25 protein-coding genes and 2 riboswitches are annotated in these 25691 nt (G+C 60.0%); of the genes, 13 read left to right on the top strand and 12 right to left on the bottom strand.

The window, feature by feature from the left end; translation table 11 throughout:
- The first annotated feature begins 10 nt into the window (after positions 1-10).
- From ALO43_RS07585 to ALO43_RS07575, 3 genes are read left to right on the top strand one after another with little or no spacing between them, the layout of a single operon-like run.
- Positions 11-784 carry a PIG-L deacetylase family protein gene (locus tag ALO43_RS07585; protein WP_054997322.1) on the top strand — a complete coding sequence of 258 codons (774 nt, stop codon included), beginning with the start codon at positions 11-13 and terminating at the stop codon, positions 782-784.
- Entirely contained in the window at positions 781-1407 is a 627-nt protein-coding gene (locus ALO43_RS07580) for a class I SAM-dependent methyltransferase (protein WP_054997321.1), read from the top strand. Before ALO43_RS07585 ends, ALO43_RS07580 begins: the two co-directional genes overlap by 4 nt.
- Positions 1376-2029, top strand: a complete 654-nt coding sequence (locus ALO43_RS07575; protein ID WP_005894122.1) for a glycosyltransferase family 2 protein — start codon at positions 1376-1378, stop codon at positions 2027-2029. The genes ALO43_RS07580 and ALO43_RS07575 overlap by 32 nt, the downstream gene beginning before the upstream one ends.
- Positions 2030-2035: 6 nt before the next feature.
- Here ALO43_RS07575 and ALO43_RS07570 read toward each other — a convergent pair whose 3' ends face one another.
- The 4 genes from ALO43_RS07570 to pcaD form a co-directional block, all read right to left on the bottom strand.
- Complete coding sequence (locus ALO43_RS07570; protein WP_024691161.1) at positions 2036-3076, bottom strand: alpha/beta hydrolase family protein; 1041 nt, start codon at positions 3074-3076, stop codon at positions 2036-2038.
- Positions 3077-3425: 349 nt separating this feature from the next.
- Positions 3426-4034: an FMN-dependent NADH-azoreductase gene (locus ALO43_RS07565; protein ID WP_005894119.1), complete on the bottom strand. Its 609-nt coding sequence runs from the start codon at positions 4032-4034 to the stop codon at positions 3426-3428.
- A gap of 73 nt (positions 4035-4107) precedes the next feature.
- On the bottom strand, positions 4108-5067 hold the full coding sequence (locus ALO43_RS07560) for a LysR family transcriptional regulator (RefSeq protein WP_005894118.1): 960 nt from the start codon (positions 5065-5067) through the stop codon (positions 4108-4110).
- Positions 5068-5146: 79 nt separating this feature from the next.
- Complete coding sequence (gene pcaD, locus ALO43_RS07555; protein WP_005894117.1) at positions 5147-5938, bottom strand: 3-oxoadipate enol-lactonase; 792 nt, start codon at positions 5936-5938, stop codon at positions 5147-5149.
- 127 nt (positions 5939-6065) lie between these two features.
- On the opposite strand from pcaD, the gene ALO43_RS07550 reads away from it, so the two are divergent.
- Entirely contained in the window at positions 6066-6410 is a 345-nt protein-coding gene (locus tag ALO43_RS07550) for an MmcQ/YjbR family DNA-binding protein (protein WP_005894116.1), read from the top strand.
- Here ALO43_RS07550 and ALO43_RS07545 read toward each other — a convergent pair.
- On the bottom strand, positions 6405-6845 hold the full coding sequence (locus ALO43_RS07545; RefSeq protein WP_024691166.1) for a DUF1294 domain-containing protein: 441 nt from the start codon (positions 6843-6845) through the stop codon (positions 6405-6407). The genes ALO43_RS07550 and ALO43_RS07545 overlap by 6 nt on opposite strands.
- Complete coding sequence (locus ALO43_RS07540) at positions 6842-7672, bottom strand: undecaprenyl-diphosphate phosphatase (RefSeq protein WP_005894112.1); 831 nt, start codon at positions 7670-7672, stop codon at positions 6842-6844. Before ALO43_RS07540 ends, ALO43_RS07545 begins: the two co-directional genes overlap by 4 nt.
- Before the next feature lie 270 nt (positions 7673-7942).
- Between ALO43_RS07540 and pnuC the strand changes: the two genes are divergently transcribed.
- Together pnuC and ALO43_RS07530 are read left to right on the top strand one after the other, a co-directional pair.
- Positions 7943-8506 carry a nicotinamide riboside transporter PnuC gene (pnuC, locus tag ALO43_RS07535; RefSeq protein ID WP_054997320.1) on the top strand — a complete coding sequence of 188 codons (564 nt, stop codon included), beginning with the start codon at positions 7943-7945 and terminating at the stop codon, positions 8504-8506.
- On the top strand, positions 8503-9048 hold the full coding sequence (locus ALO43_RS07530; protein ID WP_024669365.1) for an AAA family ATPase: 546 nt from the start codon (positions 8503-8505) through the stop codon (positions 9046-9048). Before pnuC ends, ALO43_RS07530 begins: the two co-directional genes overlap by 4 nt.
- On the opposite strand, the gene ALO43_RS07525 is transcribed toward ALO43_RS07530, so the two are convergent.
- Positions 9025-10350, bottom strand: a complete 1326-nt coding sequence (locus tag ALO43_RS07525; RefSeq protein ID WP_024669366.1) for a sigma-54-dependent transcriptional regulator — start codon at positions 10348-10350, stop codon at positions 9025-9027. The two genes, ALO43_RS07530 and ALO43_RS07525, sit on opposite strands and share 24 nt — an antisense overlap.
- A 327-nt stretch (positions 10351-10677) precedes the next feature.
- Here ALO43_RS07525 and ALO43_RS07520 point away from each other — a divergent pair, with 327 nt between their 5' ends.
- Positions 10678-10944 carry a hypothetical protein gene (locus ALO43_RS07520; protein WP_005894108.1) on the top strand — a complete coding sequence of 89 codons (267 nt, stop codon included), beginning with the start codon at positions 10678-10680 and terminating at the stop codon, positions 10942-10944.
- Between the two features lie 90 nt (positions 10945-11034).
- On the opposite strand, the gene ALO43_RS07515 is transcribed toward ALO43_RS07520, so the two are convergent.
- From ALO43_RS07515 to cobW, 4 genes are read right to left on the bottom strand one after another with little or no spacing between them, the layout of a single operon-like run.
- Positions 11035-11646 (bottom strand): vWA domain-containing protein, encoded by a 612-nt coding sequence (locus ALO43_RS07515; RefSeq protein ID WP_024669367.1) that lies wholly within the window; start codon positions 11644-11646, stop codon positions 11035-11037.
- A 53-nt stretch (positions 11647-11699) separates the two neighbouring features.
- Complete coding sequence (locus tag ALO43_RS07510) at positions 11700-12731, bottom strand: ATP-binding protein (RefSeq protein ID WP_024669368.1); 1032 nt, start codon at positions 12729-12731, stop codon at positions 11700-11702.
- Positions 12731-16495, bottom strand: coding sequence for a cobaltochelatase subunit CobN (cobN, locus tag ALO43_RS07505; RefSeq protein WP_054997319.1), 3765 nt, complete (start codon positions 16493-16495; stop codon positions 12731-12733). The genes ALO43_RS07510 and cobN overlap by 1 nt, the downstream gene beginning before the upstream one ends.
- Before the next feature lie 3 nt (positions 16496-16498).
- Positions 16499-17563 (bottom strand): cobalamin biosynthesis protein CobW, encoded by a 1065-nt coding sequence (gene cobW, locus ALO43_RS07500; protein ID WP_054997356.1) that lies wholly within the window; start codon positions 17561-17563, stop codon positions 16499-16501.
- A gap of 110 nt (positions 17564-17673) precedes the next feature.
- Positions 17674-17896: riboswitch (cobalamin riboswitch) on the bottom strand.
- A gap of 58 nt (positions 17897-17954) precedes the next feature.
- A riboswitch (cobalamin riboswitch) is annotated at positions 17955-18168 on the top strand.
- Positions 18169-18266: 98 nt separating this feature from the next.
- Here cobW and ALO43_RS07495 point away from each other — a divergent pair.
- Genes ALO43_RS07495 through cobM form a run of 4 tightly spaced genes read left to right on the top strand, consistent with a single transcriptional unit; the run spans position 18267 to position 20429 of the window.
- Entirely contained in the window at positions 18267-18455 is a 189-nt protein-coding gene (locus ALO43_RS07495) for a CbtB domain-containing protein (RefSeq protein ID WP_053932705.1), read from the top strand.
- A 20-nt stretch (positions 18456-18475) separates the two neighbouring features.
- A complete protein-coding gene (locus ALO43_RS07490; RefSeq protein WP_024691174.1) occupies positions 18476-19213 on the top strand; it encodes a CbtA family protein in 738 nt (245 codons plus the stop codon).
- A complete protein-coding gene (locus ALO43_RS07485; RefSeq protein ID WP_053932706.1) occupies positions 19191-19646 on the top strand; it encodes a cobalamin biosynthesis protein in 456 nt (151 codons plus the stop codon). Before ALO43_RS07490 ends, ALO43_RS07485 begins: the two co-directional genes overlap by 23 nt.
- Positions 19647-19679: 33 nt before the next feature.
- Positions 19680-20429, top strand: coding sequence for a precorrin-4 C(11)-methyltransferase (gene cobM, locus ALO43_RS07480; RefSeq protein ID WP_053932707.1), 750 nt, complete (start codon positions 19680-19682; stop codon positions 20427-20429).
- Positions 20430-20510: 81 nt separating this feature from the next.
- On the opposite strand, the gene ALO43_RS07475 is transcribed toward cobM, so the two are convergent.
- Entirely contained in the window at positions 20511-23993 is a 3483-nt protein-coding gene (locus ALO43_RS07475) for an indolepyruvate ferredoxin oxidoreductase family protein (protein ID WP_054997318.1), read from the bottom strand.
- A gap of 185 nt (positions 23994-24178) precedes the next feature.
- Here ALO43_RS07475 and ALO43_RS07470 point away from each other — a divergent pair, with 185 nt between their 5' ends.
- Complete coding sequence (locus ALO43_RS07470) at positions 24179-24646, top strand: Lrp/AsnC family transcriptional regulator (RefSeq protein WP_005894096.1); 468 nt, start codon at positions 24179-24181, stop codon at positions 24644-24646.
- A 494-nt stretch (positions 24647-25140) separates the two neighbouring features.
- Positions 25141-25665: a sigma factor-like helix-turn-helix DNA-binding protein gene (locus ALO43_RS07465; RefSeq protein WP_024669374.1), complete on the top strand. Its 525-nt coding sequence runs from the start codon at positions 25141-25143 to the stop codon at positions 25663-25665.
- Positions 25666-25691 lie beyond the last annotated feature (26 nt).

Raw genomic sequence — 25691 nt, 5'->3', positions numbered from 1 at the left:
ACGCCAGCAAATGAGTGAAGGCTTTTTGGTCAGCGACGATTCCGCCGGTCAGGGCACTCCCCTGGCGGCGTGGAATGCGTCCGCAAAACTGCGTGAGTTGGCGGTCATCACTGCAGACTTGTTGGTACCGCCCAATTGCCGGGCCGTCATCATAGCTCCGCACCCTGACGATGAGGTATTGGGCTGTGGCGGTCTGATGAGTCAGTTGGCGCAGCTGGAGCGCAAACTGCTGGTTATCTCGGTCACTGACGGCACCGGTAGCCACCCAGGCTCAATGCTCTGGTCTGTCGAGCGCCTGGCTGAAATGCGCCCTCAGGAAAGCGCCGAAGCGCTGCATCGTCTTCAGGTTCCCGCCGAGCAGCTGGAATGGGCGCGAGGCGGTTTTCAGGACGGCGCGGTGGCTGACGAGGAAGATCGGCTGGTTACGTTCCTAGAGAAGCATCTGGGGCCAGCCGATGTGGTATTTGCCACATGGTCGGGTGACGGCCATGGCGATCATGAAGCGGTTGGTCGGGCCAGTGCCAGGGCCTGCCTGGCGAGCGGTGCGCAACTGCATGAATTCCCCGTCTGGGCCTGGCACTGGGCTGACCCGGAAGACCCGCGCCTGCCATGGGAACGCGCACGCAAGCTGTTGCTGGACCCGATGACACTGGCCCGCAAGCGCCATGCAGCCCAGGCGTTTGTCAGCCAGCTGGAGGGGGACCCAGGCATCGGCCTGTCGCCCGTGCTGCCTGCCGCGGTTCTCGAACGACTGCTGCAACCTTTTGAAGTGGTGTTCACATGAGCGTGGCCGACAGCTACTTCGACGAGCTGTTTTGCAATAACGATGACCCTTGGGCGTTCAAACAGCGCTGGTACGAGCGACGCAAGCGTGCCCTGACAATGGCCGCCCTGCCCCGCGAACATTACCGTGCGATATTCGAGCCTGGCTGTGCCAATGGCGAGCTCAGTGCAGCCCTTGCGGCGCGCTGCGACGCGCTGGTGTGCTGCGATACGTCGAGCCTGGCGGTCGATCTGGCGCGGCATCGTCTGGCGGCACTGCCCCACGCCACTGTCGTGCAGGCGCGTCTGCCGCATCAGTGGCCGCAGGGACAGTTTGATCTGATCGTGTTCAGCGAACTGGGGTATTACCTTGACGTCGATGATCTCAATCGTCTGATCGATTGCGCGCTGTCGGCCCTGGCACCTGACGGTCAATTGCTCGCCTGCCACTGGCGTCCCGATATAGAAGGCTGCCCGCTGAATGCACAGGCCGTCCACGACATCCTTGGCAAGCGGTTAGCCATGCACCGGCTTTTCAGTCATCACGAACAGGATTTCTTGCTGGACCTGTGGAGTCGTGATGAAACCTCCGTAGCAGAACAGGAGTTCTCCCATGATCGGCATTCTGATTCCGGCGCACAATGAAGAGCAACTGCTCGGCCTGTGCCTTGAAACGGTCATGCAGGCTGCAGCTCACCCGGACCTGAAAGGCGAACGGGTTGAAGTATTGGTCGTTCTCGACAGCTGTACGGACGGTTCGGCAGACATTGCACGAGCATACGGCGCGATGACCCTTGAAATTTCGGCGCGTAACGTAGGCCAGGCGCGCGCCGAGGGCGCTGCCGTTCTTCTCGACAGAGGCGCGCGCTGGCTGGCCTGCACAGATGGCGACAGCACCGTGGCCAGTGACTGGCTTGCCGAACAGCTGGCGCTGGATGCCGACGCAGTATGCGGAACCGTGATGCCGGGCGACTGGAACAGTGGTATTTCGATTGCTGCCCAAGCGGCTTACATAGAGCACTATCAGCACCGCGATGGCCATCGGCACATTCATGGGGCCAATCTGGGAGTGAGTTCGATAGCCTACGTCAGCGCGGGCGGTTTCCCTTCGCTGACCTGCCACGAAGATGTGCACTTGGTTCGCCAGCTGGAATCGATAGGTGCGCGGATAGCCTGGAGCTGCCGCCCGCGTGTCACCACCAGTACCCGCCTGGACTCGAAGGCCAGGGGCGGGTTTGGCGATTACCTGCGATCGCTGGACGCCTGAGGGGCGTTATAGATGACCGGCTGTCTGCATACCAGAATGATCGGGGTCGGCAGAGTTAAGCGCAGCACTGAAAAACTTTACAGCCTCGGCGCTCAGGTTGCGATGAATGTCCTCGCGGTCTACGCCGTCAGGGTCATTGCACAATAAAGGTGCGCTTGACCTTTGTTCGTCACTGCACGGTGCCATGAAAACAAAGTGCCCTGCCCCTGCCAGCAACTTGTATTCCGGAGCCTGGGGCAGTTTGCGCGCCAGAGCTTCTGCGTTCCTGTCCAGCGCCAGCAACTGATCGTCATCACCCGCGTACATCAGCACCGGAACATGTACATCACCCAGCGTGTGACGGCCGAACATCAGCGTTAGCGGCGCCATCAGCATCAGCGCACCAACCCTTGGGTCAGCCTGCGCATGCAGGTCATCACGATCTGCCACCAGCTCACCCTGAGTCTTGCAGGCGTCGCGATCCAGCGGTCGCTCAAGGCAATATCGGCGCAGGCGCTGCAAGTCAGGTTGCGCACCAGCCAGAATCAGCGCGGTTTCGCCACCGGCGGAATAACCGATAACCCCCACCTGACGGGCATTGAGATAAGGCGCAAGCATTGGATCTAGCAAAGCCGTGCTGATCGCTTCGGATATCTGCAGCGGACGACCATAAAGATTGCTCAAGCTGCCCAAACGGCTATGGTCGCGATCATTGTCGCCCGGGTGTACCACGGCAACCACCACGAACCCCTGACGGGCCAACGAAGTGGCGAGGTCATGCAACGCCAGAGGCGTGCCGGTATTGCCGTGGGAAAGCAGCAGCAGCGGGAAACGACCCATGGCGATGGGTGCGTCTTCGCTGGCGTCGACGCGGTAGCCCTGGAGGATGCTCGTCTGTTCGCTGCCCGTTGACGGATAAAAGGCAATGGCCTGCACAGGCCGCGAATCCAGCGGGTCGGGGAAACTTAACTCGTGATAACCGGCACTCCAGGACTCGTCAGCCTGGGCGTAAACAGGAATCAGGCTGTCGAGCAGGCAAACCAGCATCACTGCACAAAGACGTACCATGGCAAGGCCCAACCTTTGCAATTCCGGCAACTCGTCCGGACAGTCCGTTATGCGCTTGTGTCGAGCATCATGCTCCAGCGCGCCGCTCTCACTCAAATGAGAGTCTTGAAAACTGAAATAGTGCACAAGCCGGGCCACAATCTGTTTGCCTCTGTTGCGCACTCTCGAATTGCTCGTTAATCAGCTGGAAAACAGGTCAATCAGACGACAGCTTAATACTGCAAGCCCGCAATTACCTGTAAGAAAGCTGTCAAGGTTTCAGCCACTCGCGCTTCACATAATAAAAAACTCCACAACCATGCGCAAAACCGTGCGCGGACTGTGGAGCTTTTATGCAATGCATGATGAATCAGGCAGCGAAAAGCTCGCTGTCGATCTGCTGTCTGGCGGCTGCCATCGCATTGGTACGAGGCTCTTCACCATAAGCAAGACCGTGGGCACGGACGAATTGCAGATCGGTAATACCGATGAAGGCAAACAGTGCCTTGAGCAGTTCTTCATGACCGGCGCCGGTTGGCAGCCCTTGATGCAGGCCGCCGGAGGTCGACACGATAATGACTTTCTTGCCGCCGCACAGACCTTCAGGGCCGGCTTCGGAGTAGCGGAAAGTGCGCCCGGCGACAGCGATGCGATCAATCCACGCCTTCAACTGCGATGGGATGCTGAAGTTGTACATCGGCGCGCCGATTATCAGCACATCGGAATCGAGAAACTGCTGCAGGGTGGCTTCGTTGCTATCAACTTCCTGCTGCTGGGCGGCGTCTCGGGCCTCTACCGGAGTGCCCGCTGCAGCAAGGCTGGCAGCAGAAAAATGCCCAAGAGCTTCGCTGGCCAGGTCGCGATAGGTCACTTGGCTGTCGGCATGGGCGCGTTGATAAGCCTGAGCAACTTCATGGGTCAATTGACGCGACGCGGAATGGTCGCCGAGGATACTGGAATCAAGGTGCAGGATTTTCATGACGGGCTTCCCAAATGAGTGTCGCCGTTGAGCGATCAAGTGGGAGCATCCTACCTGTGATCTTAATGATTGATTAGCCGCCCTTAACGCGACTGTTCGTTCTATTTAAAGAACAATAGATAGATTCCGGGTTCTGCGTCAGCTCCTTGAACGAGCTCTCGAATTCGTTCAGCAAGCCCCTTACGGCTGGTAGCAGACCTCGTCGCGAGACGAACACCGCGTGCAAAATGCCGCACTTGGGGCGATGCGCATCGAACAGCTCCACCACACGGCCCTGCTGCAAGGCCTCTCTGACCAGAATTTCCGGCAACTGCGCCACACCGACGCCCTGCAAAACTGCCTGCAGTATGGCGTCCAGATCCGAGCTCACCAGCCGCGGTACGTGTCGCACTTCGACGTAGTGACCTGGTCCGTTTTCCAGCAGCCAGCGGTGCTCCGGCGTGGAAGATGGCACATCCAGACTGGGCAACCTGGCCAACTCGTCGAATGACGCACCTGCCGGGATCAGTGCAGCCAGATCAGGGTGTGCTACCAGCCGCTGTGCACTATGGCCAAGCTGTTTCACCACCAGACCGTCATCTTCCAGCGGCGGAAAACGTACCCGCAACGCGATGTCGATGTTCTCGGCCAGCGGATCGACACGCCGGTTGGTGCTTTCAATATTTACCTGCACTTTGGGATGTGCGGCCATGAACCGGGCAATGGACTCGTTGATGCCCATGGCGGCCATGGCTGGCGGACAACTGATGACCACCCTGCCCTGAGGCTCGGATTTTGAACGCTGGATGGCCTCTTCTGCGGCTTCAGCCTCGACCAGCATCGCCACGCAATGCCCATAGTAATCGCGTCCGCTTTCGGTCACCGCAAACTTGCGGGTCGAGCGGTGAATCAGCGTAACGCTCAGGCGCTCTTCCAGCCCGGCGATGCGCCGACTTAGTTTGGACTTGGGAATCCCCAGCTTGCGGCTAGCAGGCGCAAAGCCTCGACATTCGACCACCTGGACGAAATAAAACAGATCATTGAGATCGAACACCCGGCCACCTCGCTTCAAGAGCGCCGAGTATGCCGCGCTACGGCATGCCCCTCAAGACAGGGTCGGCCGGGAACGCGGGTTACCGCTCGGTCAGAAAAGCCAGGACTGCAGCGGCAAAAGCCTCGCTGGATTCGACGCTGGACAAATGCGCCGCGTGCAGCTCGATCATGCGCGAGCCCTTGATGCGCTCGACCATGAAACGCCCGTCGGCAGGCGTCGTTACTGCATCTCCAGTGCCGCAGACCACCAGGACGGGCAGCTTGATGGTCGCCAGTTGCTCGCGAAAGTCTGCGTCGCGTACGGCGGCACAATTGGCCGCGTAGCCTTGCGGAGAAGTACTCGCCAACATGCCGACCACAGCCTCGACCCTGGCAGGCTCGGCGTCTGCGAACGCTGGCGTGAACCAGCGCGCAATAGAGGCATCACGTAACGCCACCATCGCCGCCTGCCCCTCGCGCAACACTGTTTCGATACGCGGATTCCAGGTATCCGGATTACCGATTTTCGCCGCGGTATTGCACAACACAACCCTGTGCAAGCGTTGCGGCGCATTGATAGCCAACCATTGACCGATCAGCCCACCCATCGACAACCCGCAGAAGAAGGCTTTTTCGATCTGCAGCGCATCAAGCAGTGCGACCACGTCACGCCCGTTCTGCTCGATAGTGTAACTACCACCGGTGACCAGAGATTGACCATGACCGCGAGTGTCGTAGCGCAGCACCCGGAAGTGCCCTGCGAAGGCTGCAACCTGGTTGTCCCACATATGCAGGTTGGTGCCCAGCGAATTGGAAAACACCAGCACCGGCGCGCTGGCCGGGCCTTCCAGCAGATAATTCAGTTCACCATCGGCAAGTTGCACAACAGGCATACGAGGCTCCACACAAGGCAAAACGAGCACACTAATGAGTGTTGCTGCAGCATACAATCTGCGGATCGAATATTCGTGCGGCTATCGAACAGCTTACCGCGCGACGTGTGGTACGAGAGGTCAATACATGCACAAAGAAGACATTGCCAGATTTTGCCTTGGCCTGCCGGGCGCGCGGGAAGATTACAAATGGGGCGGCGTGCGGGTGTTTTCCGTCGCGGAGAAAAAGATGTTCGCGGTCATGGACCTCACCGATCAGGACCTTGCCTTCAAGGTTCACCCGGAGTTGTTTCTGGGCTACGTGGACAGGCCGGGTATCAGGCCTGCGCCTTATCTGGCGCGAGCTTACTGGGTCAGCGTGACGGACCTGCACGCCCTGGACGAAACCGAGATACACGACTTGCTGACCCGCTCGCACCAACTGGTGGTGGGCAAATTGCCGAAACTGAAACAGATCGGTCTGAAGCTATAAAGACCACGGTACTGCCTGCAAAAGCCGCTTGCCCAGAAACAGCCAGTCGATCCAGAACGCTTGATGCGCCAGCACGATCAGCCAGAAGACCACCTGAAAAGGCACCTTGCGGGTCTTGTGACGAAACATCTGCTGCGCCAACAGCGCCCCTGGCCAGCCACCCAGAAGCTCGACCGTGTGCAGGACGTTTTCCGGGGTGCGCTGGCCGCCGCTACCAGCCTGGCGCTTGTCGCTGCGGTACAGCACGAAGGCCAGCAAGCTCATGACCACCAGCACTATAGCCGGGATCATGGTGCCCTGCGTGATCCACAGAGACGCCAAACCGTAGACCGGCATTGCGCACAACAGCACGAACACACAAAGCTTGAGGCGTACTCCCCGCACAGGCGCCCTGCCCCGATCGGCAGGTGCCGCAGGCCGGCGCTGGGCGGTCATGCTTTTGCCGACGCCCAGTCAATCCAGCCGAACTGCCAGGTCGCCAGAATCAGCAAACCGAAGGCGATCCGATACCAGGCAAACACTGCATAGCTGTGGGTGGCGATGAACTTGAGCAGCGCGCGAACAGCGATCATTGCAAAGACAAAGGATGTGATGAAGCCGATGGCAAAGACCGCAAAGTCGTCCGGCCGAAACATGTCACGGTACTTGTAACCCGAGTAGACCGCAGCACCGACCATGGTCGGCATGGCCAGGAAGAAAGAAAACTCGGTCGCCGCCTTGCGTGACAGGCCGAACAACAGACCACCGATGATGGTCGAGCCCGAGCGCGATGTGCCCGGAATCATCGCCAGACACTGCACCAGCCCCACTTTCAGGGCATCGGTCCACGTCATGTCATCGACGGTTTCGGTACGCACCGTGTGCACACGTCGCTCGGCCCACAGCATGATCACGCCACCGACAACCAGTGCGGTTGCGACAGTTATCGCGTTGAACAGGTAGTGGTGGATAGTGTCGGCAAAAATAACCCCCAGCACGACAGCGGGCATGAAAGCGATTAGCAGGTTCAGGGTGAAACGCTGGGCCTGCTGCTGCTTGGGCAAACCCACCACCACGTCGAGAATCTTGCGGCGAAATTCCCAGACCACCGCGAGGATGGCACCCAGTTGAATAATGATGTTGAAGGCCATGGCACGCTCGCCGCCAAAGTCGATCAGATCGGCAACGATGATCTGATGCCCGGTACTGGAGATCGGCAAAAACTCCGTCAAACCCTCTACGACACCCAATATCAACGCCTGAGCAGCGGTCCAAAGATCCATCATTCCCCCATGAAGCGATGCCGCAGGCTCGCTGTTTAGTGTTGTTGTGTAAAAAATGGTTGCCACTATGCCGCGACAAGCCTGAACGTAGCTTGAACCTGCAGCAGGCCTGAATTCATCGGCAAGGCCCTGCAAGGCGCGGAATGCTAGCAGACCTGCACGCACAACGCCTGCCAGCTTCGCACCTGTTCAACACAAGCTCCACGCCGCGCGCAGAAGCGCATACAATCGCCGCCCCTGCCGCTTAACAAACCTCATCAAGGAGCCGCCATGTCCGGGCTTGAACTCTTCGCTGCCGCCATCGGCGTTATCGCAGTGTGGCTGACAGTGAAGCAGAATCCCTGGTGCTGGCCAATCGGGCTGGTGATGGTGGTCATCTATATCTGGATTTTCTTCGACGTTAAGCTCTATTCCGACATGCTGCTGCAAGTGATTTATGCCGGCCTGCAGGTGTATGGCTGGGTGCAATGGACCCGACATGGCAATGGTCTGCCAGGTCGGGCCGTCACAGTGTTGCAGAGCGGCCCGCTGATAAAAGGTCTGGTTGTTGGCGCAATTATCAGCGTTGCGCTGGGCGCGGGCATGGCGCATTTCACCGATGCCGCTCAGCCGTGGCTGGACGCTGCATTGACGGGTTTCAGCCTGGTGGCGCAGGTCTGGATGGCGCAAAAGCGTGTCCAGTGCTGGCCGCTGTGGATTCTGCTGGACGTGATTTTCGTAGGCCTGTTTATCTACAAGGGGCTTTACCTGACGGCTGCGCTCTACGGGCTTTTCACCCTCTTGGCCGTACAGGGCTGGCGCGAATGGCGCAACGATCTGGCGCTGGCACGATGAAAGTCCTGGTGCTGGCCGGCCCGGAATCCAGCGGCAAGAGCTGGCTATCAGCCGAAATACAACGTCGTTTTGGCGGAGTGCTGGTGGGCGAATACGTCCGCCACTTTATCGATCAGCAGGGGCGTGACACTGTTTATGGAGATATCCCGGCCATCGCACATGGCCAATTGGCCTGGGAAGACGCGGCACGCGCCAGCGAGCCCGAACTGCTGATTCTCGATACCCACTTGCTGAGCAATGTGCTCTGGAGTCGGGCGTTGTTCGGTGACTGCCCGGCGTGGATCGAACAACAACTGCTGAGCAGGCGCTACGACCTGCATCTGCTGTTGTCGCCAGAAGGGGTGGAATGGATCAGCGACGGCCAGCGCTGTCAGCCGCAGTTAGATGAACGCCAGGCCTTTTTCGAGGCCAGTCGAGACTGGCTTGACAGTCATGGGCAGGCATATGAGGTGCTAGGGGGTGGCTGGCCGCAACGCCACGAGCTGGCGATGGCGGCGGTGATGCGTCTGCTGGACAGGTCAGCGGATCTGGTGCTTGTGTAGCAACCGGTAGAAGGTCGGCCGCGAAATGCCCAGAACCTTGGCCGCCGCGCTCATGTTGTGGCTGTGACGCGTCAGCACCTCACACAATGCCTGACGCTCGGCGCGGGACTTGTATTCGTCCAGTGTGTCCATGCTGCCGGCATTCTCTTCTTCGCCCTGCAAGCCAAGATTCGCCGCCTCGATCTGCCGCCCTTGCGCCAGCATCAGCCCCCGCCGTACCCGGCTGACAAGTTCGCTCACGTTGCCAGGCCAGTCGTGCTTGCCCAGTGCGACCAAAGCGTCCTGGCTGAAACTGCGCGCTTTTCTGCCCGTTTCGACGCTGTGCCGGTGAACGAAGTGGTTGGCCAGCAGCGCCAGATCGCCATGACGTTCGCGCAATGGCGCGGTCCCTACCTGCAGCACATTGAGCTGGTAATACAGATCCTCGCGAAAGCGTTTCTTGCCCACCGCCGCCTCAAGGTCCTCACGGGTCGTGGCCAGCACCCGGATATCCACTGCAGTCGACTCAATGCCGCCCAGACGCTGAACCTGCCGCTCTTCGAGAAATCGCACCAGATGCGCCTGAGCTTCAAGTGGCAGATCGCCGACTTCATCAAGCAGCAGCGTGCCTCCGTGCGCCGCCTCGATCTGTCCTGCGCTGCGTTCCAGAGCCCCTTCAAACGCGCCCTTTTCATAGCCGAACAGCTCGGCGTGGATCGAGTGCTCGGGCGCCGAGCCGCAATCAACCACCACGAAAGGTTTACTGTGCCGCTGGGACTGGGCGTGCAGGCTGCGCGCAATCAGCTTCTTGCCCGTTCCGCGCTCACCACGAATCAACACCGGCGAGTCGGTGGGCGCCAACTTGCTCAGCAGCCTGCGCAGGGCACGAAGCGGGCGACTTTCACCTAGCATTTCCGGCTCGGCAGCAGGCGCCGGTGGTGTGCCTGATGCAGGCACACAGCCTGCCGCGAAGGCTCTATCCAGACTGATCTGCATCCGACCCATGTCAAATGGCAGGGAGTGAACGTCAAAAAAGCGCTTGCAGACGAACTCGCTGCTCTGTTCATGCCGCAGGTCATCGGGCGCCAATAGCGCAATCCACTGCTTACGAGTGCCCGAGAGCAGTCCTTCAATCTGCTCCGGATGCTCGAAATGATCAGACGTCAAATGGATCAGGCCGACGTCGTAGCCAGCATCACGCGCTGAATCAAGCGTACCCCGCTGTACCGTCCATCCGGTCTCGTCGAGTGCCTGCGTCAGTTGGTGAAAGTCGTCATTGGCGTCGATTATTAACAGACGTCGCGGTGGGGCCGATAGATGCATGAAGAGTCCTTGGCGCCCGGCGTCGAGTTGGATTATTAAAAACTTCTTATAAACAGCATGTTGGCGAGCCCAACTACCACCCTAGCAACTATTTGACGCAGCCTTGTACCGATTACGTCTAACAAGCTTCGGCAGGTGTCATTAAGTGCCTTTCGGTTCATTAGCGGCCGATTCAGGGCTGTTTTTTAAGCCGCGTTTGAAAAAAACAGAAAATTTCTTTTCAACAGTGTGACTCACGCCCCCCTGTTGTTCATCAACACAAGTAACCAGCCGGACGGTCAGCCCGCCGCCGAGACTGAATTGATACGGGCACTTGAGGATTTGACCATGAACGCCCCACTGCGCTTCAACGATGCACTTCTGATCGCTGGACACGCTTTTGAACCCTTCCAGTGTGTTGCCTGGGCACCACAGGACGGTAACGGCGAGCTGAGCCTGACGGTGATTGACCGCACCAGCAATCGCATCGGTCGCAAGCAGATCCCGAGCAGCACCTACTCAGACAAGCGGCAACTGGCCAGTGCGCTGGAACAGGCCCGCGCAGAAATCAGCAGCGAAGGCTACGACCTCAAGCCGTGGACCATGCCTGCCTGATTGCGCCTTGCGCCAATCGCGATACCTGAAGCCGATTCACTCCCGCGCCAATGCTCTGTTCGGGCACGAGAGTGAATAAGGCGCCGCGCCTCAAACCTCTTTCAGCTCGTCGATATGGCGATATTCCGCGCCCAGGCTTGATGCCAGCTCTCTGGCCCTTCCAAGGCGGATCGGACCCTTCTCTATATCGATAAGCAGACTGGCACAGGTAAATGCCGACAACACAGGCAGTTGCTTGATCCTGCCGTCGGTCATCACCAGCACCCGATGCTGTTCGGCGGGGTAGCGCTTCTGGCGTTGCTCCAGCCATGCTCTGGCCTGTTCCAGCGCGGCCGTCAGTGGCGTGCCGCCCCCCGCGCCCAGCCCGTCAAGCCATGGAACCAATGCTGCTGAAGCCTTGAGGCCCTGATGCTGCCAGCGCGGCACAGCGCCGCTGGCCGTCAGCAACGCAAGCCGCGCACGGCGTCGATAGGCGTCATCGAATACCTGAGAAAGCAGGCCCTTGGCTTGACTAAGAGCCTGATGACGCCGCGTCGAAGCCGACGCATCGACAATCACCAGCAGCAACTCACTCGGGCGAGCGCTACGTGGTTGGCGGACTAGATCCTTGCGGCTCTTCGGTCGCCCCCTCAATAAGGTGGGCAGCCATTGCACCAGGCCCTCGGCACCTGCGCGAATGGCTCCTTGCCTGCCGGAGGCCAATCGACCGGGACGGGGGATGGCATCCGCCCCCTGAGTAATACGGGGGCGGATGCCTACGGCTTTTTTGGCCAGCTCGGCACTTCACGGCGTGACCCGGTGACCACTGCCTGAGCCGGCAACTCACCCCAGCTGCCCTGCCCGCTTTCGGGTTTGTCTGACTTAGGCGACGATTCGGGTGGCGGCGGCGCTTCCTGATTCTGCGGCGGCGGAGTCGGTTCGCGACGTCTGTGACGCAAGGCAAATTCAGCGACAGCTTCGATGTCCTGCTCTTCGATCTGCCCCACCCCACGCCATGCAGCATGGGCTCGTGCAGCCCGCAGCCAGACCAGATCAGCGCGCATACCGTCCACACCGGCAGCAAAACAGCGCTCGGTGATCGCGACCAACGACTGATCGTCCAGCTCGATGCCGGGCAACAGCGAACGCGCCTGCTCGCAACGAAGCTTCAAGGCGTCCTGCTGTGCTTGCCAATGCTGACAAAAAACCGCCGGATCGGCATCGAAATCCAGACGGCGTCGGATGATCTGGCTGCGCTCGACAGGTTGTGTCTGACCACTCAGCGCCACGTTCAGGCCAAAGCGATCCAGCAATTGCGGACGCAGTTCGCCTTCTTCCGGGTTCATGGTGCCGATCAGCACAAAACGCGCAGCATGCCGGTGGGAGATCCCGTCACGCTCGACCAGATTGACACCGCTGGCGGCAACGTCCAGCAGCAGATCGACCAGGTGATCGGCGAGCAGGTTGACCTCATCGACATACAGCACACCGCCATCTGCCTTTGCCAGCACGCCCGGCGAGAAACGCGCACGACCCTCGGCCAGCGCGGCGTCCAGGTCCAGCGTGCCGACCAGCCGTTCTTCAGTCGCGCCCAGCGGCAAAGTGACGAACTGACCGCTGGCCAGCAAATCAGCCAAACCACGCGCCAGTGTCGACTTGGCCATGCCACGCGGCCCCTCGATCAATACACCGCCAATGCGGGGGTCAATGGCGGTCAGGCACAGTGCCAGTTTCAGATCATCTGCCCCGACCACTGCGGCCAGCGGAAAATGCGGAGTGTCGCTACGGCTTGAATCGGGCACGGTCATCAACTCTCTTCTATGTCCAACAACAGGTCTTCCAGCGCTTGCTGATACTCGCCAGGTTCCTGCCAGAGCCCGCGCTGCTGAGCCTCGAGCATGCGCTCGGTCATGTCGCGCAAGGCGTCGGGGTTATGTTGTGCGATAAATTCGCGGGTCGCCGGATCAAGCAGATAGGCGTCGGCCAGCAACGCGTACTGATGATCGTCGATCAGTTCGGTAGTCGCGTCGAAGGCGAACAGAAAGTCCACAGTCGCAGCCATCTCGAACGCGCCTTTGTAGCCGTGACGCTTGACCCCTTCGATCCATTTCGGGTTTGCCGCACGCGAACGGATTACCCGGTTCAGCTCTTCCTTGAGGGTGCGGATTTTCGGCAGATCAGGCTGGCTGTGATCGCCATGATAGCTGGCAGTCTTCTGCCCGCTGAGGCTTTCTGACGCTGCAAGCATGCCACCCTGAAACTGGTAATAATCGTTCGAATCGAGCAGGTCGTGCTCGCGGTTGTCCTGGTTCTGCAAGACTGCCTGCACCTTAGACAGGCGCTCAGCGAAACGCTGCCGGGCCGGGGTGCCTTCATCTGCAGCGCCATAGGCGTAACCGCCCCAATTCAGGTAAACCTCGGCAAGGTCTTCGCGGCTTTGCCACAGGCGGCCATCAATGGCCCCCTGCACACCAGCGCCATAGGCACCCGGTTTGGCGCCGAAGATCCGCCAGCCAGCCTGGCGTGCAGCTTCGTCTTCGTCGAGACCTTGCGCCACAAAACTCTCGCGTTCTTCGCGCACTCTGGCCGCCAGCGGATTCATGTCATCCGGCTCATCCAGTGCTGCGACAGCCTGAACGGCGGCATCGAACAGCTTGATGAGGTTGGCGAAGGCGTCGCGGAAGAACCCGGATACCCGCAAGGTGACATCCACCCTCGGCCGATCCAGCAGGCTGATCGGCAGAATCTCGAAATCATCGACCCGCTGACTGCCGGTCGCCCACACAGGGCGAACGCCCATCAAGGCCATCGCCTGGGCAATGTCGTCGCCGCCGGTGCGCATGGTTGCCGTGCCCCAGACGGACAGACCCAACTGGCGCAAGTGATCGCCATGATCTTGGAGGTGGCGTTCCAGCAGCAGGTTTGCCGACTGAAAACCAATGCGCCAGGCGGTGGTGGTCGGCAGGTTGCGCACGTCCACGCTGAAGAAATTGCGCCCGGTCGGCAGCACGTCCAGACGTCCGCGACTGGGCGCGCCGCTAGGCCCCGCCGGAACGAAGCGGCCGCTCAGTGCGTCGAGCATGCCCTGCATTTCGCCTGGGCCACAGGCGTCCAGCCGCGGCGCGACCACTTCACGCAGGCTGTCGATGATCAGCGCCAGGTCCTCATGAACCGGCAGGTCGTGCAGTTCTTCGCCCTGCGTGACCCGCTCGATCATGGCAGCAGCGTACAGCTCAAGCCGTTCGCGGGCATCACCCGCACTGCGCCAGGGGTCTGTGCTGACGGCCAGCAACTCAGGGGGACGGGCGCCGGTCCACGGCGCGGCCAGCTCGCAATTGAGCGGGTCGAACTCCAACCCGAAGGCCTTGCTCAAGGCCCGCAACAGACTGGATTGCGCTCCGCGCCCGTCGCCACGCGGAATACGCAACAGGGCCAGCAAGGTGTCGGTACGCAGACGCCCTTCCGGCGACTGACCAAAAATATGCAGGCCATCGCGAATCTGCGATTCCTTCAGATCACACAGGTAAGTGTCCAGACGTGGCAGCCAGACTGCTGCATCGGCGTCGCTGTCAGTGGACTCGTCCAGCGCCAGTTCACGATCAATGCGGGTTTCACGGACCAGTTCGAGAATGTCGCGTTGCAGCTCACGAGCGCGCCGCGGATCAAGCAACTGCGCCTCGTAGAATTCGTCAGCGAGCAGCTCCAGATTGCGCAACGGGCCGTAGGTTTCGGCGCGGGTCAGCGGTGGCATCAGGTGGTCAATGATCACCGCCTGGGTACGGCGCTTGGCCTGTGCGCCCTCGCCTGGGTCGTTGACGATGAATGGATAGATATTGGGCATCGCGCCCAGCACCGCATCCGGCCAGCAGGTTCGCGACAAACCGACGCCCTTGCCGGGCAACCATTCGAGATTGCCATGTTTGCCAACATGCACCACTGCATGCGCGCCGTAAGCCTTGCGCAACCAGAAGTAGAACGCCAGATAACCGTGCGGCGGAACCAGATCCGGATCGTGATAGACCGCGCTGGGATCAACCTGGTAACCGCGTGCTGGCTGAATGCCGATGAAGGTCATCCCGAAACGCAGACCGGCGATCATCATTCTGCCACTGCGGAACATCGGATCTGCATTCGGAGCACCCCAGCGGGCGTTCACTGCGTCGCGGTTGCTCTGCGGCAGTTCGTTGAATGCCGCCAGGTATTCATCCAGCGCCATGCTTTGCTGACAAGGGCGCTGGTCGATGCTGTCCAGGTCGTTGGTCACGCCACCGAGTAGCTGCTGGATGAGCGCAGTGCCGCTTTCCGGCAACTGCTCCAGCGGATAGCCCTCGGCCTGCATGGCGCGCAGAATGTTTAGCGCAGCTGCTGGCGTGTCGAGGCCGACGCCGTTGCCGATCCGCCCATCGCGGGTCGGATAGTTGGCGAGAATCAGCGCCACACGCTTGTCGGCATTGGGCAGACGCGCCAGTTCGATCCAGCGCCGCGCCAACTGGGCGACAAAGTCCATACGATCAGGCTGGGCCCGGTAACAGACCACATCCGACTGACTGCGCTCGCTGCGCCAGGCCAGATCCTTGAAGCTGATCGGTCGGCTGATGATGCGCCCGTCCAGTTCCGGCAAGGCAATGTGCATCGCCAGGTCACGAGCGCCGAGCCCCTGCTCGCTGGCCTCCCAGGCAGGCTCGTTGTCCTGGGCACAGATCGCCTGAATGACCGGCACGTCGCGTCGGAACGGGCGCAAATGCGGCGACTCCGGGCTCGACTGCGCAAAGCCGGTGGTGTTGAGGATCAGTTCGACCCCAGCCTCATCCAGCCAGTTTTCCACCTGAACGAAACAGCCGGGCTCCTTCAGGCTGGCGACCGCAATCGGCAAAGGGTTGATGCCCTGCGCCTGCAAGCGGGTGCAGAACTCATCAATAAAGCCGGTGTTGGCAGCCTGCAAGTGCGAACGGTAGAACAACAGCGCGACCACAGGACGGTCCGCACGCCATTCTGCCTGCCAGTCATGCAACCCGGCAGTTGCCCGTTGCGGATGATAGACCGCCGTGCGCGGCAATGGCTGCGGCTCGGCCCAAGGGTAATCGCGACCAAGCCACTGACTGGCCATGCAGCGATACAGGTCCAGCGCATTTTGCAGCCCGCCCTGACGCAGAAACTGCCAGAGCCGGTCGCGCTCTGTGGCAGGCACTGTGCTCAGGTCGCTCAACTCGGGGTCAGGGCGGTCATCGCCCGGCACCAGAATGACGTCAACGCCACGCTCCGCCAGCTCCATCAGTCGTTCCACGCCGTAACGCCAATAGCCGATACCGCCGTGGAGAGAAATCAGAATGACTTTGGCGTGGCGCAAGACCTCGTCAACGTACAAGTCGACCGACGCGTGATTTTGTACCTGCATCGGGTTGGCCAGACGCAGGCTGGGGTAATCCTCAGGGAGTTGCCGGGCGGCTTCGGCCAGCAGGGCGAGGCTGGAATCGCCGCTGCAGAGAATCACCAGCTCGGCTGGCGTCTGCCCCAGGTCGGCGATGCTGTCGTCCGGTACAAAACCGCCGGGCTGGGTTCTCAGTAAATGCATGGGTCAGCCGGCAATCGCAGCGTTGAGCTGGGTTTGCAGCGCAACAGCGTCCAGCTCCTGGCCGATCAGCACCAAGTGCGTAGCACGCTCTTCATCGGCGCGCCAGGCGCGGTCGAAGTGCTTGTCGAAGCGCGTGCCCACGCCTTGGATAAGCAAACGCATCGGCTTGCCCGGAATGGCGGCAAAGCCCTTAACGCGCAAAATGCCGTGCTGCACAACGAGCTGATTGAGCGCATCGAGCAGGACCTTTTCATCGGCTTGCGGCAGTTTCAGCGAGATCGAGTCAAACGCGTCGTGATCGTGGTCATCCTCGTCGCCATCGTCGTGATGATCGTGGTGGGTCTCGCGACCGTCGATGTGCAGCTCGGACTCGGCACCGACACCCAGCAGAACGCTGATCGGCAAACGACCACTGCTGGCTTCGACCACCTTGACGGCGGGCGGCAGCTCTTCGGCGACTTCGGCGCGCACTGCGGCCAGCCCTTCGGCATCAATCATGTCGGCCTTGTTGAGAATCACCAGATCGGCGCTGGCCAGTTGATCGGCAAACAGTTCGTGCAGCGGCGACTCGTGGTCCAGATTAGGGTCCAGTTTGCGCTGTGCGTCGACTTGATCCGGGAATGCAGCGAACGTACCGGCCAGAACCGCCGGGCTGTCGACTACTGTGATTACCGCATCGACCGTGCAGGCGTTGCGGATTTCGGGCCACTGGAAGGCCTGGACCAGCGGCTTGGGCAATGCCAGGCCCGATGTTTCGATCAGGATGTGGTCGAGATCGCCACGGCGGGCAACCAGTTCGCGCATGACCGGAAAAAACTCTTCCTGAACCGTGCAGCACAGGCAACCGTTGGCCAACTCGTATACGCGGCCGCTGGCCTCTTCTTCGGTGCAGCCGATGGTGCATTGCTTGAGGATTTCACCGTCGATGCCCAACTCGCCGAATTCGTTGACGATCACCGCGATGCGCCGCCCTTCGGCGTTGTCGAGCATGTGCCGCAACAGCGTGGTCTTGCCCGAGCCTAGAAAGCCGGTGACGATGGTGACGGGAAGCTTGGCCAGTGTTTTCATCAGGTGCCCTTTGGCAATGCGGCGGGCAAACAGGACGAGAACCGCATGCATGGCATGCAGATCGGATCGCCACCGGATCACCCCGCCCGGTTGTAGTGAGAATTCGCAGGCACTGGGCCTGTTTCGAGGCAGGTCTCCTGGCTCACGGCAGCGTGTGGCAGATGCTGTAGACCTTGCCGACACACGTTCATCGCGCCTTCCCGCCGCAGCAGTGGCTGTGCAATGAACATGACCGTTTACAGTTGCGGGGGCAGCTGCGGCGTGTACCGCATTCCCGTCTTAGCTCCATGTGGTAACGCTTACCAATGAAGAACCTCGAACCGGCAAGGCTACGCAGTGGCCGCAGACAGGTCAATCGTTCAGATTGACGATCCCACGCCGCCCATGCTCTCCTGTGCGCCTTGTTTCGGGTGCCCCTCACGGGGTGAAACGGGAAACCGGTGCGTTCGACCTGTCGAGCAAGTCCGGTGCTGCCCCCGCAACGGTAAGCGAGAGAAGGTCTGATCCACTGTGCCCCGGCATGGGAAGGTGACCTTGAAGGCTTGAACGCAAAACCGTTCGAGCCCCTCGCAAGCCCGGAGACCGGCCCGACATTCTTTCCGATGACAAACCCGCGGTGGGCGGGCGCAGTCGAAACCTCTGGCACTCGCCAGCGGGTTCGTATGCGCATGGCCCACTTGCCGACACTCAAGAGGGATCGCCCATGTCCAGCACCATCAGCAGCAGCCAGACGGCTGCCACCAGCTCCACCCAGACCCAACACCTGACCGCTGCCATCAGCGCAGCGCTGCTCGGCGCCTGCCTGGTCTACTTCGCCGGTTTCTCGCACATCGCGGCGGTACACAACGCAGCCCACGATACCCGCCACAGCGCTGCCTTTCCTTGCCATTGAGCGTCATCGAGGACTACACAATGTTCAAGCGAATCGCACAAACGGCAGGCTTCACCGGCCTGCTGGCCGCCTTGCTGCTGACTCTGCTGCAAAGCTTCTGGGTCGTCCCGCTGATCCAGCAGGCCGAGACTTATGAGACAGCCTCGGCGCAACAGGCGCACGAGCACGCCGACGGCCAGGGGGCTGAACACAACCACGTACATGAAGAAGCGGCCTGGGAACCGGAAAACGGCTGGCAACGCGTGCTGTCCACGACAGGCGGCAATCTGGTGGTCGCAGTGGGTTTCGCACTGATGCTTGCCGGGCTCTATACGCTGCGTGCTCCGCGCAACACCGCACAGGGCGCATGGTGGGGGCTGGCAGGTTTTGCAGTGTTCGTGCTGGCGCCGACCCTAGGCCTGCCACCCGAATTGCCGGGGACCGCAGCCGCAGAACTGAGCCAGCGTCAGCTATGGTGGGTCGGCACAGCCGCCTCGACTGCCGCCGGGCTGGCCTTGCTGGTGTTCGGCCAGAACTGGCTGCTGAAAGCGCTGGGTGTCGCAACTCTGGTGGTGCCGCATGTGATCGGCGCGCCGCAACCACTGGTTCATGAAAGCCTGGCACCTGAAGCGCTGGAGTCGCAGTTCATGATCGCTTCGCTGCTGACCAATGCCCTGTTCTGGGTGGCAATGGGCCTGATAAGTGCCTGGCTGTTCAGCAGAAGCGATGCCCATCGACATATGACTCACAAAAACAATGTCGACCTGCATCAGGCCTGATCCACCGTGCGTTCAGGCTCAGCCCGGCGCACATCTGGTGGTCGGGTTGGGCTGTAGGCGCGGCTGTTCGGCGGAGGCATTGCGCGAGTTGATCGGCAACAGCCTCGAGGCACATGGCCTGAGGCTGAGCAGCGTCACTGCGCTGGCTTCCATCGACTTGAAAGATCAGGAGCCTGGGCTGCTCGAGCTTGCCGAGCAGTTGGCTGTGCCGCTGGTGTTCTTCAATGCCGCGCAATTGGTGGCGTGGGAACTTCATCTGACGCACCGTTCCGCGCAGGTGTTCCAGACCACAGGCTGTCACGGGGTCGCCGAAGGCTCGGCGCTGGCACTGGCTGCGCAGCTCGGCGATGGCACCGCCCGGTTACTGATCGAGCGACAGAAAAGCGCTCAGGTCACATTTGCCTTGGCAACCAGCCCCGCTGCGGGCGGATAATCCCGTCACGTTCATTTATCTTCGGAGCATTCATTGACTGTCTATTTCATCGGCGCAGGCCCAGGTGATCCCGAGCTGATCACCGTCAAGGGCCAGCGGTTGATATGCAGCTGCCCGGTGATCATCTACGCGGGTTCACTGGTGCCGCTGGCTGTGCTGGAAGGCAATCAGGCATTACAGATCACTAACAGTGCCGAACTGCATCTGGAGCAGATCATCGACCTGATCAGGGCCGCTCATGCACAGGGGCAGGATATTGCGCGTGTCCACTCGGGCGACCCCAGCCTTTATGGCGCCATCGGCGAGCAGATTCGCCATCTGCGCGAATTGAATATCCCTTACGAAATCATTCCTGGCGTGACTGCGACCGCCGCCTGTGCTGCCTTGCTGGGCGTGGAATTGACGTTGCCGGACATATCCCAGAGCGTGATTCTGACCCGTTACGCTGACAAGACGTCGATGCCGAGCGGCGAAGAACTGGCCAGCCTGGCGAGCCATCGCGCGACGATGGCGATTCATCTGGGGGTGAATAACCTGCACAGGATCGTTGAAGAACTGACGCCGCATTACGGGGCCGACTGCCCGATTGCGGTGGTGCATCGCGCCAGCTGGCCAGATCAGGACTGGGCGCTGGGTACGCTGGCCGATATCGAAGAGAAGGTGCAAACCAAAGGCTTCCGTCGCACGGCACTGATTCTGGTCGGCCGTGTGCTTGGCGCCAACACCTTCGGCGACTCCTCGTTGTACCGCGCCGGGCATGCACATTTGTTCAGGCCAAAGTAACTCGCGCCCTCAAGCCTTTGCGGGAGCGCCGCCTCGGCAGCTCCCGCAAACACTCAAATCTACCCGACAGCGCCTACCCCATCAGGCAGCCACCTCATAGAGTTTCGGCGCTATCACTTCCCCGCTTTCCAGGCTTTTGCGCAGGATATCAGCCTGCAACGCAGCGGCTTTCATGGTGCTTTCCTTGACGTGGCCGTAACCACGGATTTTCTCTGGCAGACGCGCCAAGCTCAACGCTGTGTGGCGATTGTGCGCCTGAAGGTGCTGAACAATCAGCTCGATGTCACTGAAATAACGATCGATCAGTTGCCTTTCCTGCTTGCGCTCCAGGCTGCGCCCGAAAGGATCGAGCGCCGTACCGCGGAGGAATTTAAATGTCGCCAGCACGTCGAAAGCGCGCAACATCCACGGGCCGAAGCTTCGTTTGCGCAGCTGGCCGTTGTGTGGGTCGCGTTTGGCCAGCCAAGAGGGCGCCAGATGAAACTCCAGCCGGTAATTACCTTCGAATTGCGCTTCCAGCTGGCGAGTGAAGTCGCCGTTGCTGTAAAGGCGCGCGACTTCGTATTCATCCTTATAAGCAAGCAGCTTAAAGTAGTTGAACGCCACCGCCTCGGTCAGCATCGGCGGCTGATCGGGAAACAGGCGTGATTCGACCTCGCGGACACGCTGCACCCCTTCCAGGTAACGCATGGCATAAGCGCTGTTCTGGTAGAGGGTCAACGCATCGACATTGCCTTGAATACGCTGTTCAAGATTCATCTGCTGCGGTTCGCTGACCTGCGGCTGCGGGTTGACGAACGCTTCGACGGCGGCAGGGTCATGCGCAGTGCGGCGCCCCCAGAGAAACGCCTGTTGATTGAGGTTGACCGCCACACCATTGAGTTCGATGGCCTTTTCGATGGCTGCCGAGGTCAGGGGAATAAGCCCCAGCTGGAAGGCATAACCCAGCATGAAAAGGTTGCTGGCGATGCTATCGCCCATCAAACGGGTCGCCAGTGAAGTGGCTTCGACAAAGTGAGTCTTGTCGGCGCCGACAGCGTCAATAATCGTCTGCTTCATCGCCTCGGCCGGGAACACGGCGTCGGGGTTGCGCGTGAATTCGGCAGTTGGCGTCTGCTGGCTGTTGATGACCGCATGCGAGATCCTGCTGTCGAGCTTGGCGATAGCGTCCGGGCCTGCGGCCACCAGCAGATCGCAGCCCAGTAACAGGTGCGCTTCTCCGGCGGCGATGCGCACCGCGAACAGGTCCTGCTGACGCGCAGCAATGCGGATATGACTGACAACCGGGCCGAATTTCTGCGCCAGTCCGGCCTGATCCAGCACACTGCAACCCTTGCCTTCCAGGTTGGCGGCATAACCAAGCATAGCCCCGACGGTGGTTACACCGGTCCCGCCGACGCCGGGCAGCAGAATATTGAACGGTCGTTCCAGTGACGGCAGTACAGGCTCCGGCAGAAGCGCGAACGCCTCGACCTGCTTTGGCAGTACCGGCTTGCGCAATTTGCCGCCATGCACGGTGACGAAGCTCGGACAGAAACCCTCGACGCAGCTGAAATCCTTGTTGCAGGCGCTCTGATCGATTTCCCGTTTGCGCCCTTGGGCGGTCTCTTTGGGCAGGACCGACAGGCAGCCGGACTTGACCCCGCAGTCGCCACAACCCTCGCACACGGCCGCGTTGATCAAGGCACGTTTCTCCAGATCAGGCATCGTGCCACGCTTGCGACGGCGACGTTTTTCGGTAGCGCAGGTCTGGTCGTAGATGATCACGGACACACCTTTGAACTCCCGAAGTTCACGCTGCACGCTGTCCAGGTCGTGTCGGTGATGAAACGTGGTGATCGGCGCAAAGCCGGCACGGTCGGGATACTTGTCCGGATCGTCGGAGACCAGCGCGATGCGTTGCACACCTTCGTTGAACACCTGACGGCTCAGTTGATCGACACGCAGAACGCCATCAATCGGCTGGCCACCCGTCATGGCCACAGCGTCGTTGTAGAGAATCTTGTAGGTGATATTGACCTTTGAAGCCACAGCCGCACGCACTGCCAGGTGACCGGAGTGGAAATAAGTACCGTCGCCCAGGTTCTGAAACACGTGAGGCGTTTCGGTAAACGGTGCCTGGCCGATCCAGGTCACGCCCTCGCCGCCCATCTGGGTGAACGTGTCGGTTTCGCGATCCATCCAGATGGTCATGTAATGACAACCGATCCCGGCCAATGCGCGACTTCCTTCCGGCACGCGGGTCGAGGTATTGTGCGGGCAGCCCGAGCAGAAATGCGGGGTGCGCTGGGTGTTGAACAGCGGAGCCTGAAGCGCCCTTTCCTTCTCGCTGAGAAACTGCAGGCGTGCCTCGATCTGCGGGCTGCTGTAGAACGGTGCCAGCCGCTTGGCGATCACCCGGGCAATCATCGCTGGCGTCAGTTCACTGAGGTTCGGCAGCAGCGAACGGCCCTGCTCATCGAATTCACCCACCACCACCGGGCGGCGATCCACTGGCCAGTTGTAAAGCTGGCCGGTCAGTTGGTCCTCGATGACACTGCGTTTTTCCTCGACCACCAGAATCTCTTCCAGCCCCTCGGCAAAGTCATGGACAGAGACCGGCTCGAGCGGCCAGCTCATACCTACCTTGAGCACCCGAATACCGACCCTGTCACACAATTGCTGATCAATGCCCAGCTCTTCAAGCGCCTGACGCACGTCGAGGTAGGATTTTCCAGTGGTGATGATCCCCAGCCTCGGCTGCGCCGAATCCATGACCACCTTGTTGAGCTGATTGGCCCTGGCAAAAGCCCTCGCAGCATAGATCTTGTAAGTATTGAGTCGCGCTTCCTGTGCCAAGGGCGGGTCCGGCCAGCGGATGTGCAGCCCGCCTTCGGGCAGTTCGAAGTCATCAGGGATCCGGGTCTTGACCCGTAGTGGATCAACCTCAACCACTGCCGACGAGTCAACGTTCTCGGCGATCGTCTTCATCGCCACCCAGCACCCGCTGTAACGCGACAGTTCCCAGCCGATAATCCCGTAATCGAGAATTTCCTGGACATTGCTCGGGTTGAGCACGGGGATCATGGAGGCAATGAATGCGTGTTCGCTCTGATGCGCGATGGTCGAGGATTTGCAGCCATGATCGTCGCCCGCAAGGATCAGTACGCCGCCTTTAGCTGCCACGCCTGCAGAGTTGCCATGTTTAAACACGTCACCACAGCGGTCTACCCCAGGTCCCTTGCCGTACCACAGCGCAAACACGCCATCGTACTTGCCATGCGGGAACAGATTGACCTGCTGGCTGCCCCACACCGCCGTGGCCGCCAACTCTTCATTGATCCCGGGCTGAAAGTGGATGGCGTTCTGCTGCAGATAATCCTTGGCATCCCACAGGCTTTTGTCCAGATTGCCCAGCGGCGAACCACGATAACCGGAGATGAAGCCCGCAGTATCAAGGCCTTGCGCCTCGTCGCGCTGCTTTTGCAGCATCGGCAGGCGGGTAAGCGCCTGAGTGCCTGTCAGATACAGATTGCCAGTGGCAAGCCGGTATTTATCATCCAGACGAATATCAGCCAGGGACATGCGCGTACCTCTCTTGTTCTAGTCTTGTTCTTATAGGGAACAGGCCTTTTGCACCGGGACGGTCCTGCCCGGCAGCCTTGTCACTAGACTGCCTGTAGCAAAGCGGCTTTTTCTTTCTAAATGCGTGCAAATCTGCTGATATTGCGCATGCCTTTTTCGACAAGAACAAAAAACAAGGTCAATTCATGCAGCTGAAATTGAGCCCCATCGATCGAAAGATTCTCCGTCTGTTGCAGCATGACGCCAATCTGTCTGCGGCAGAGATAGCAGAACGCGTAGAACTGTCCCAGTCGCCCTGCTGGCGGCGCATCCACCGGCTTCAGGAGGACGGGGTGATCGAGCGCACCGTCGCCTTGCTCAGCACCCGAAAACTCGGGCTTAGCATGACCGTCTTCGTCGAGGTCAAGCTTTCAGGACATGGCCGGCGGTATCTGGCCGAGTTCGAAGAGGCAATCATCGGCCACCCCGAGGTACTGGAGTGCTACACCATGGCGGGCGGGATGGATTTCATGCTCAAGGTGGTGGCGCATGACATTGCCAGCTACGAGCGCTTTTTACGTGATCATCTGCTGCAACTCCCCCACGTGCATGAAGCACATTCCAACATCGCCATGAGTACGGTGAAACGCACCACGGAATTGCCATTGGACTGAGGGAGACGGCGATTTCAGGGATGGGAAAATCCGCCAGACGAGCGCCGGCGGATAATTTTTTTCGATGAGGGCAATAAAAACATTTGATTTTCAAATGATAATGATTATTATTGCTTCAGCGGTTCGCGAGAACTGCTTGATAACCTGGAAGTCTTAGGTCGGCTTCCGGATTATCTCCTCATCAGGCTAATCACGGTTTTTGACCCGGCTTTATTAGCCGGGTCTTTTTTTGGTTCTTTCTTTTAATGTTACCGCTGCTTCAGGCTAATGAAGTCGGGGGCTGCATGTGCATGCTGCGATGGAACGCATCATAGCAAAGCCACCTGCCCTTCGGCCATGTCCAAGGCCCTGAAAATGGCAGGATTCGCACATAAGAAGTGAATGCTGCAATTTTTCAATTGAGAATGATTCTCGAATAAACTAGTCTATTCTCGTTACGGATGTCCCGACGGCTCAAGGAAGAATTCCCATGGAAGATCAGCGACCGAAATATCATGAGTAGTCAGCTCTCTTCTCTACTGCACCTGCCAGCTGGCATGCAGCCAACGCCTGAGACAGTTGAACTCGGCCAGAAACTGGGCAAGCTTTCACGCCGCAGCCGACAGATATTTCTGCTCAGTCGCCTGGACGGCTGGTCCTATGCGGACATTGCCCGCTTCATGGAGATCGATGTGGCACGCGTCGAGCGTGCCATGCTCAGAGCAATGGGCAAGGCGCACACGCACTTGCCCGACGCCGACCAGGTCATTCAGGATCAGGCAAGCCGCTGGTACGTCCACTTGCAAAGCCCGGCGGCCACGGCCAGCGAACGTATCGAATTTCGTCACTGGCTTGATGCCGATGCCAGGCACCTGTCTGCATTTCAGAACAGCGAACGCGTCTGGCGCCTTTTGCAGGCGCCCGCCTCGTTGCTTGGCGCGTCAGGCTGGCATAGACGCAAGCGTCATGCGTATCTGGTCTGGTGCGTGCTGACAGCCTTCATTTGCAGCCTTATGGTCACAGCAGAAGCCATTTCCTGAAGCCGTATGACCGTTGCAATGAAACT

It is taken from the genome of Pseudomonas tremae, assembly GCF_001401155.1.
GTDB lineage: Bacteria > Pseudomonadota > Gammaproteobacteria > Pseudomonadales > Pseudomonadaceae > Aquipseudomonas > Aquipseudomonas tremae.
The sequence above is the reverse complement of the archived record's forward strand: the minus strand, read 5'-3'. Positions and strand labels throughout refer to the sequence as shown.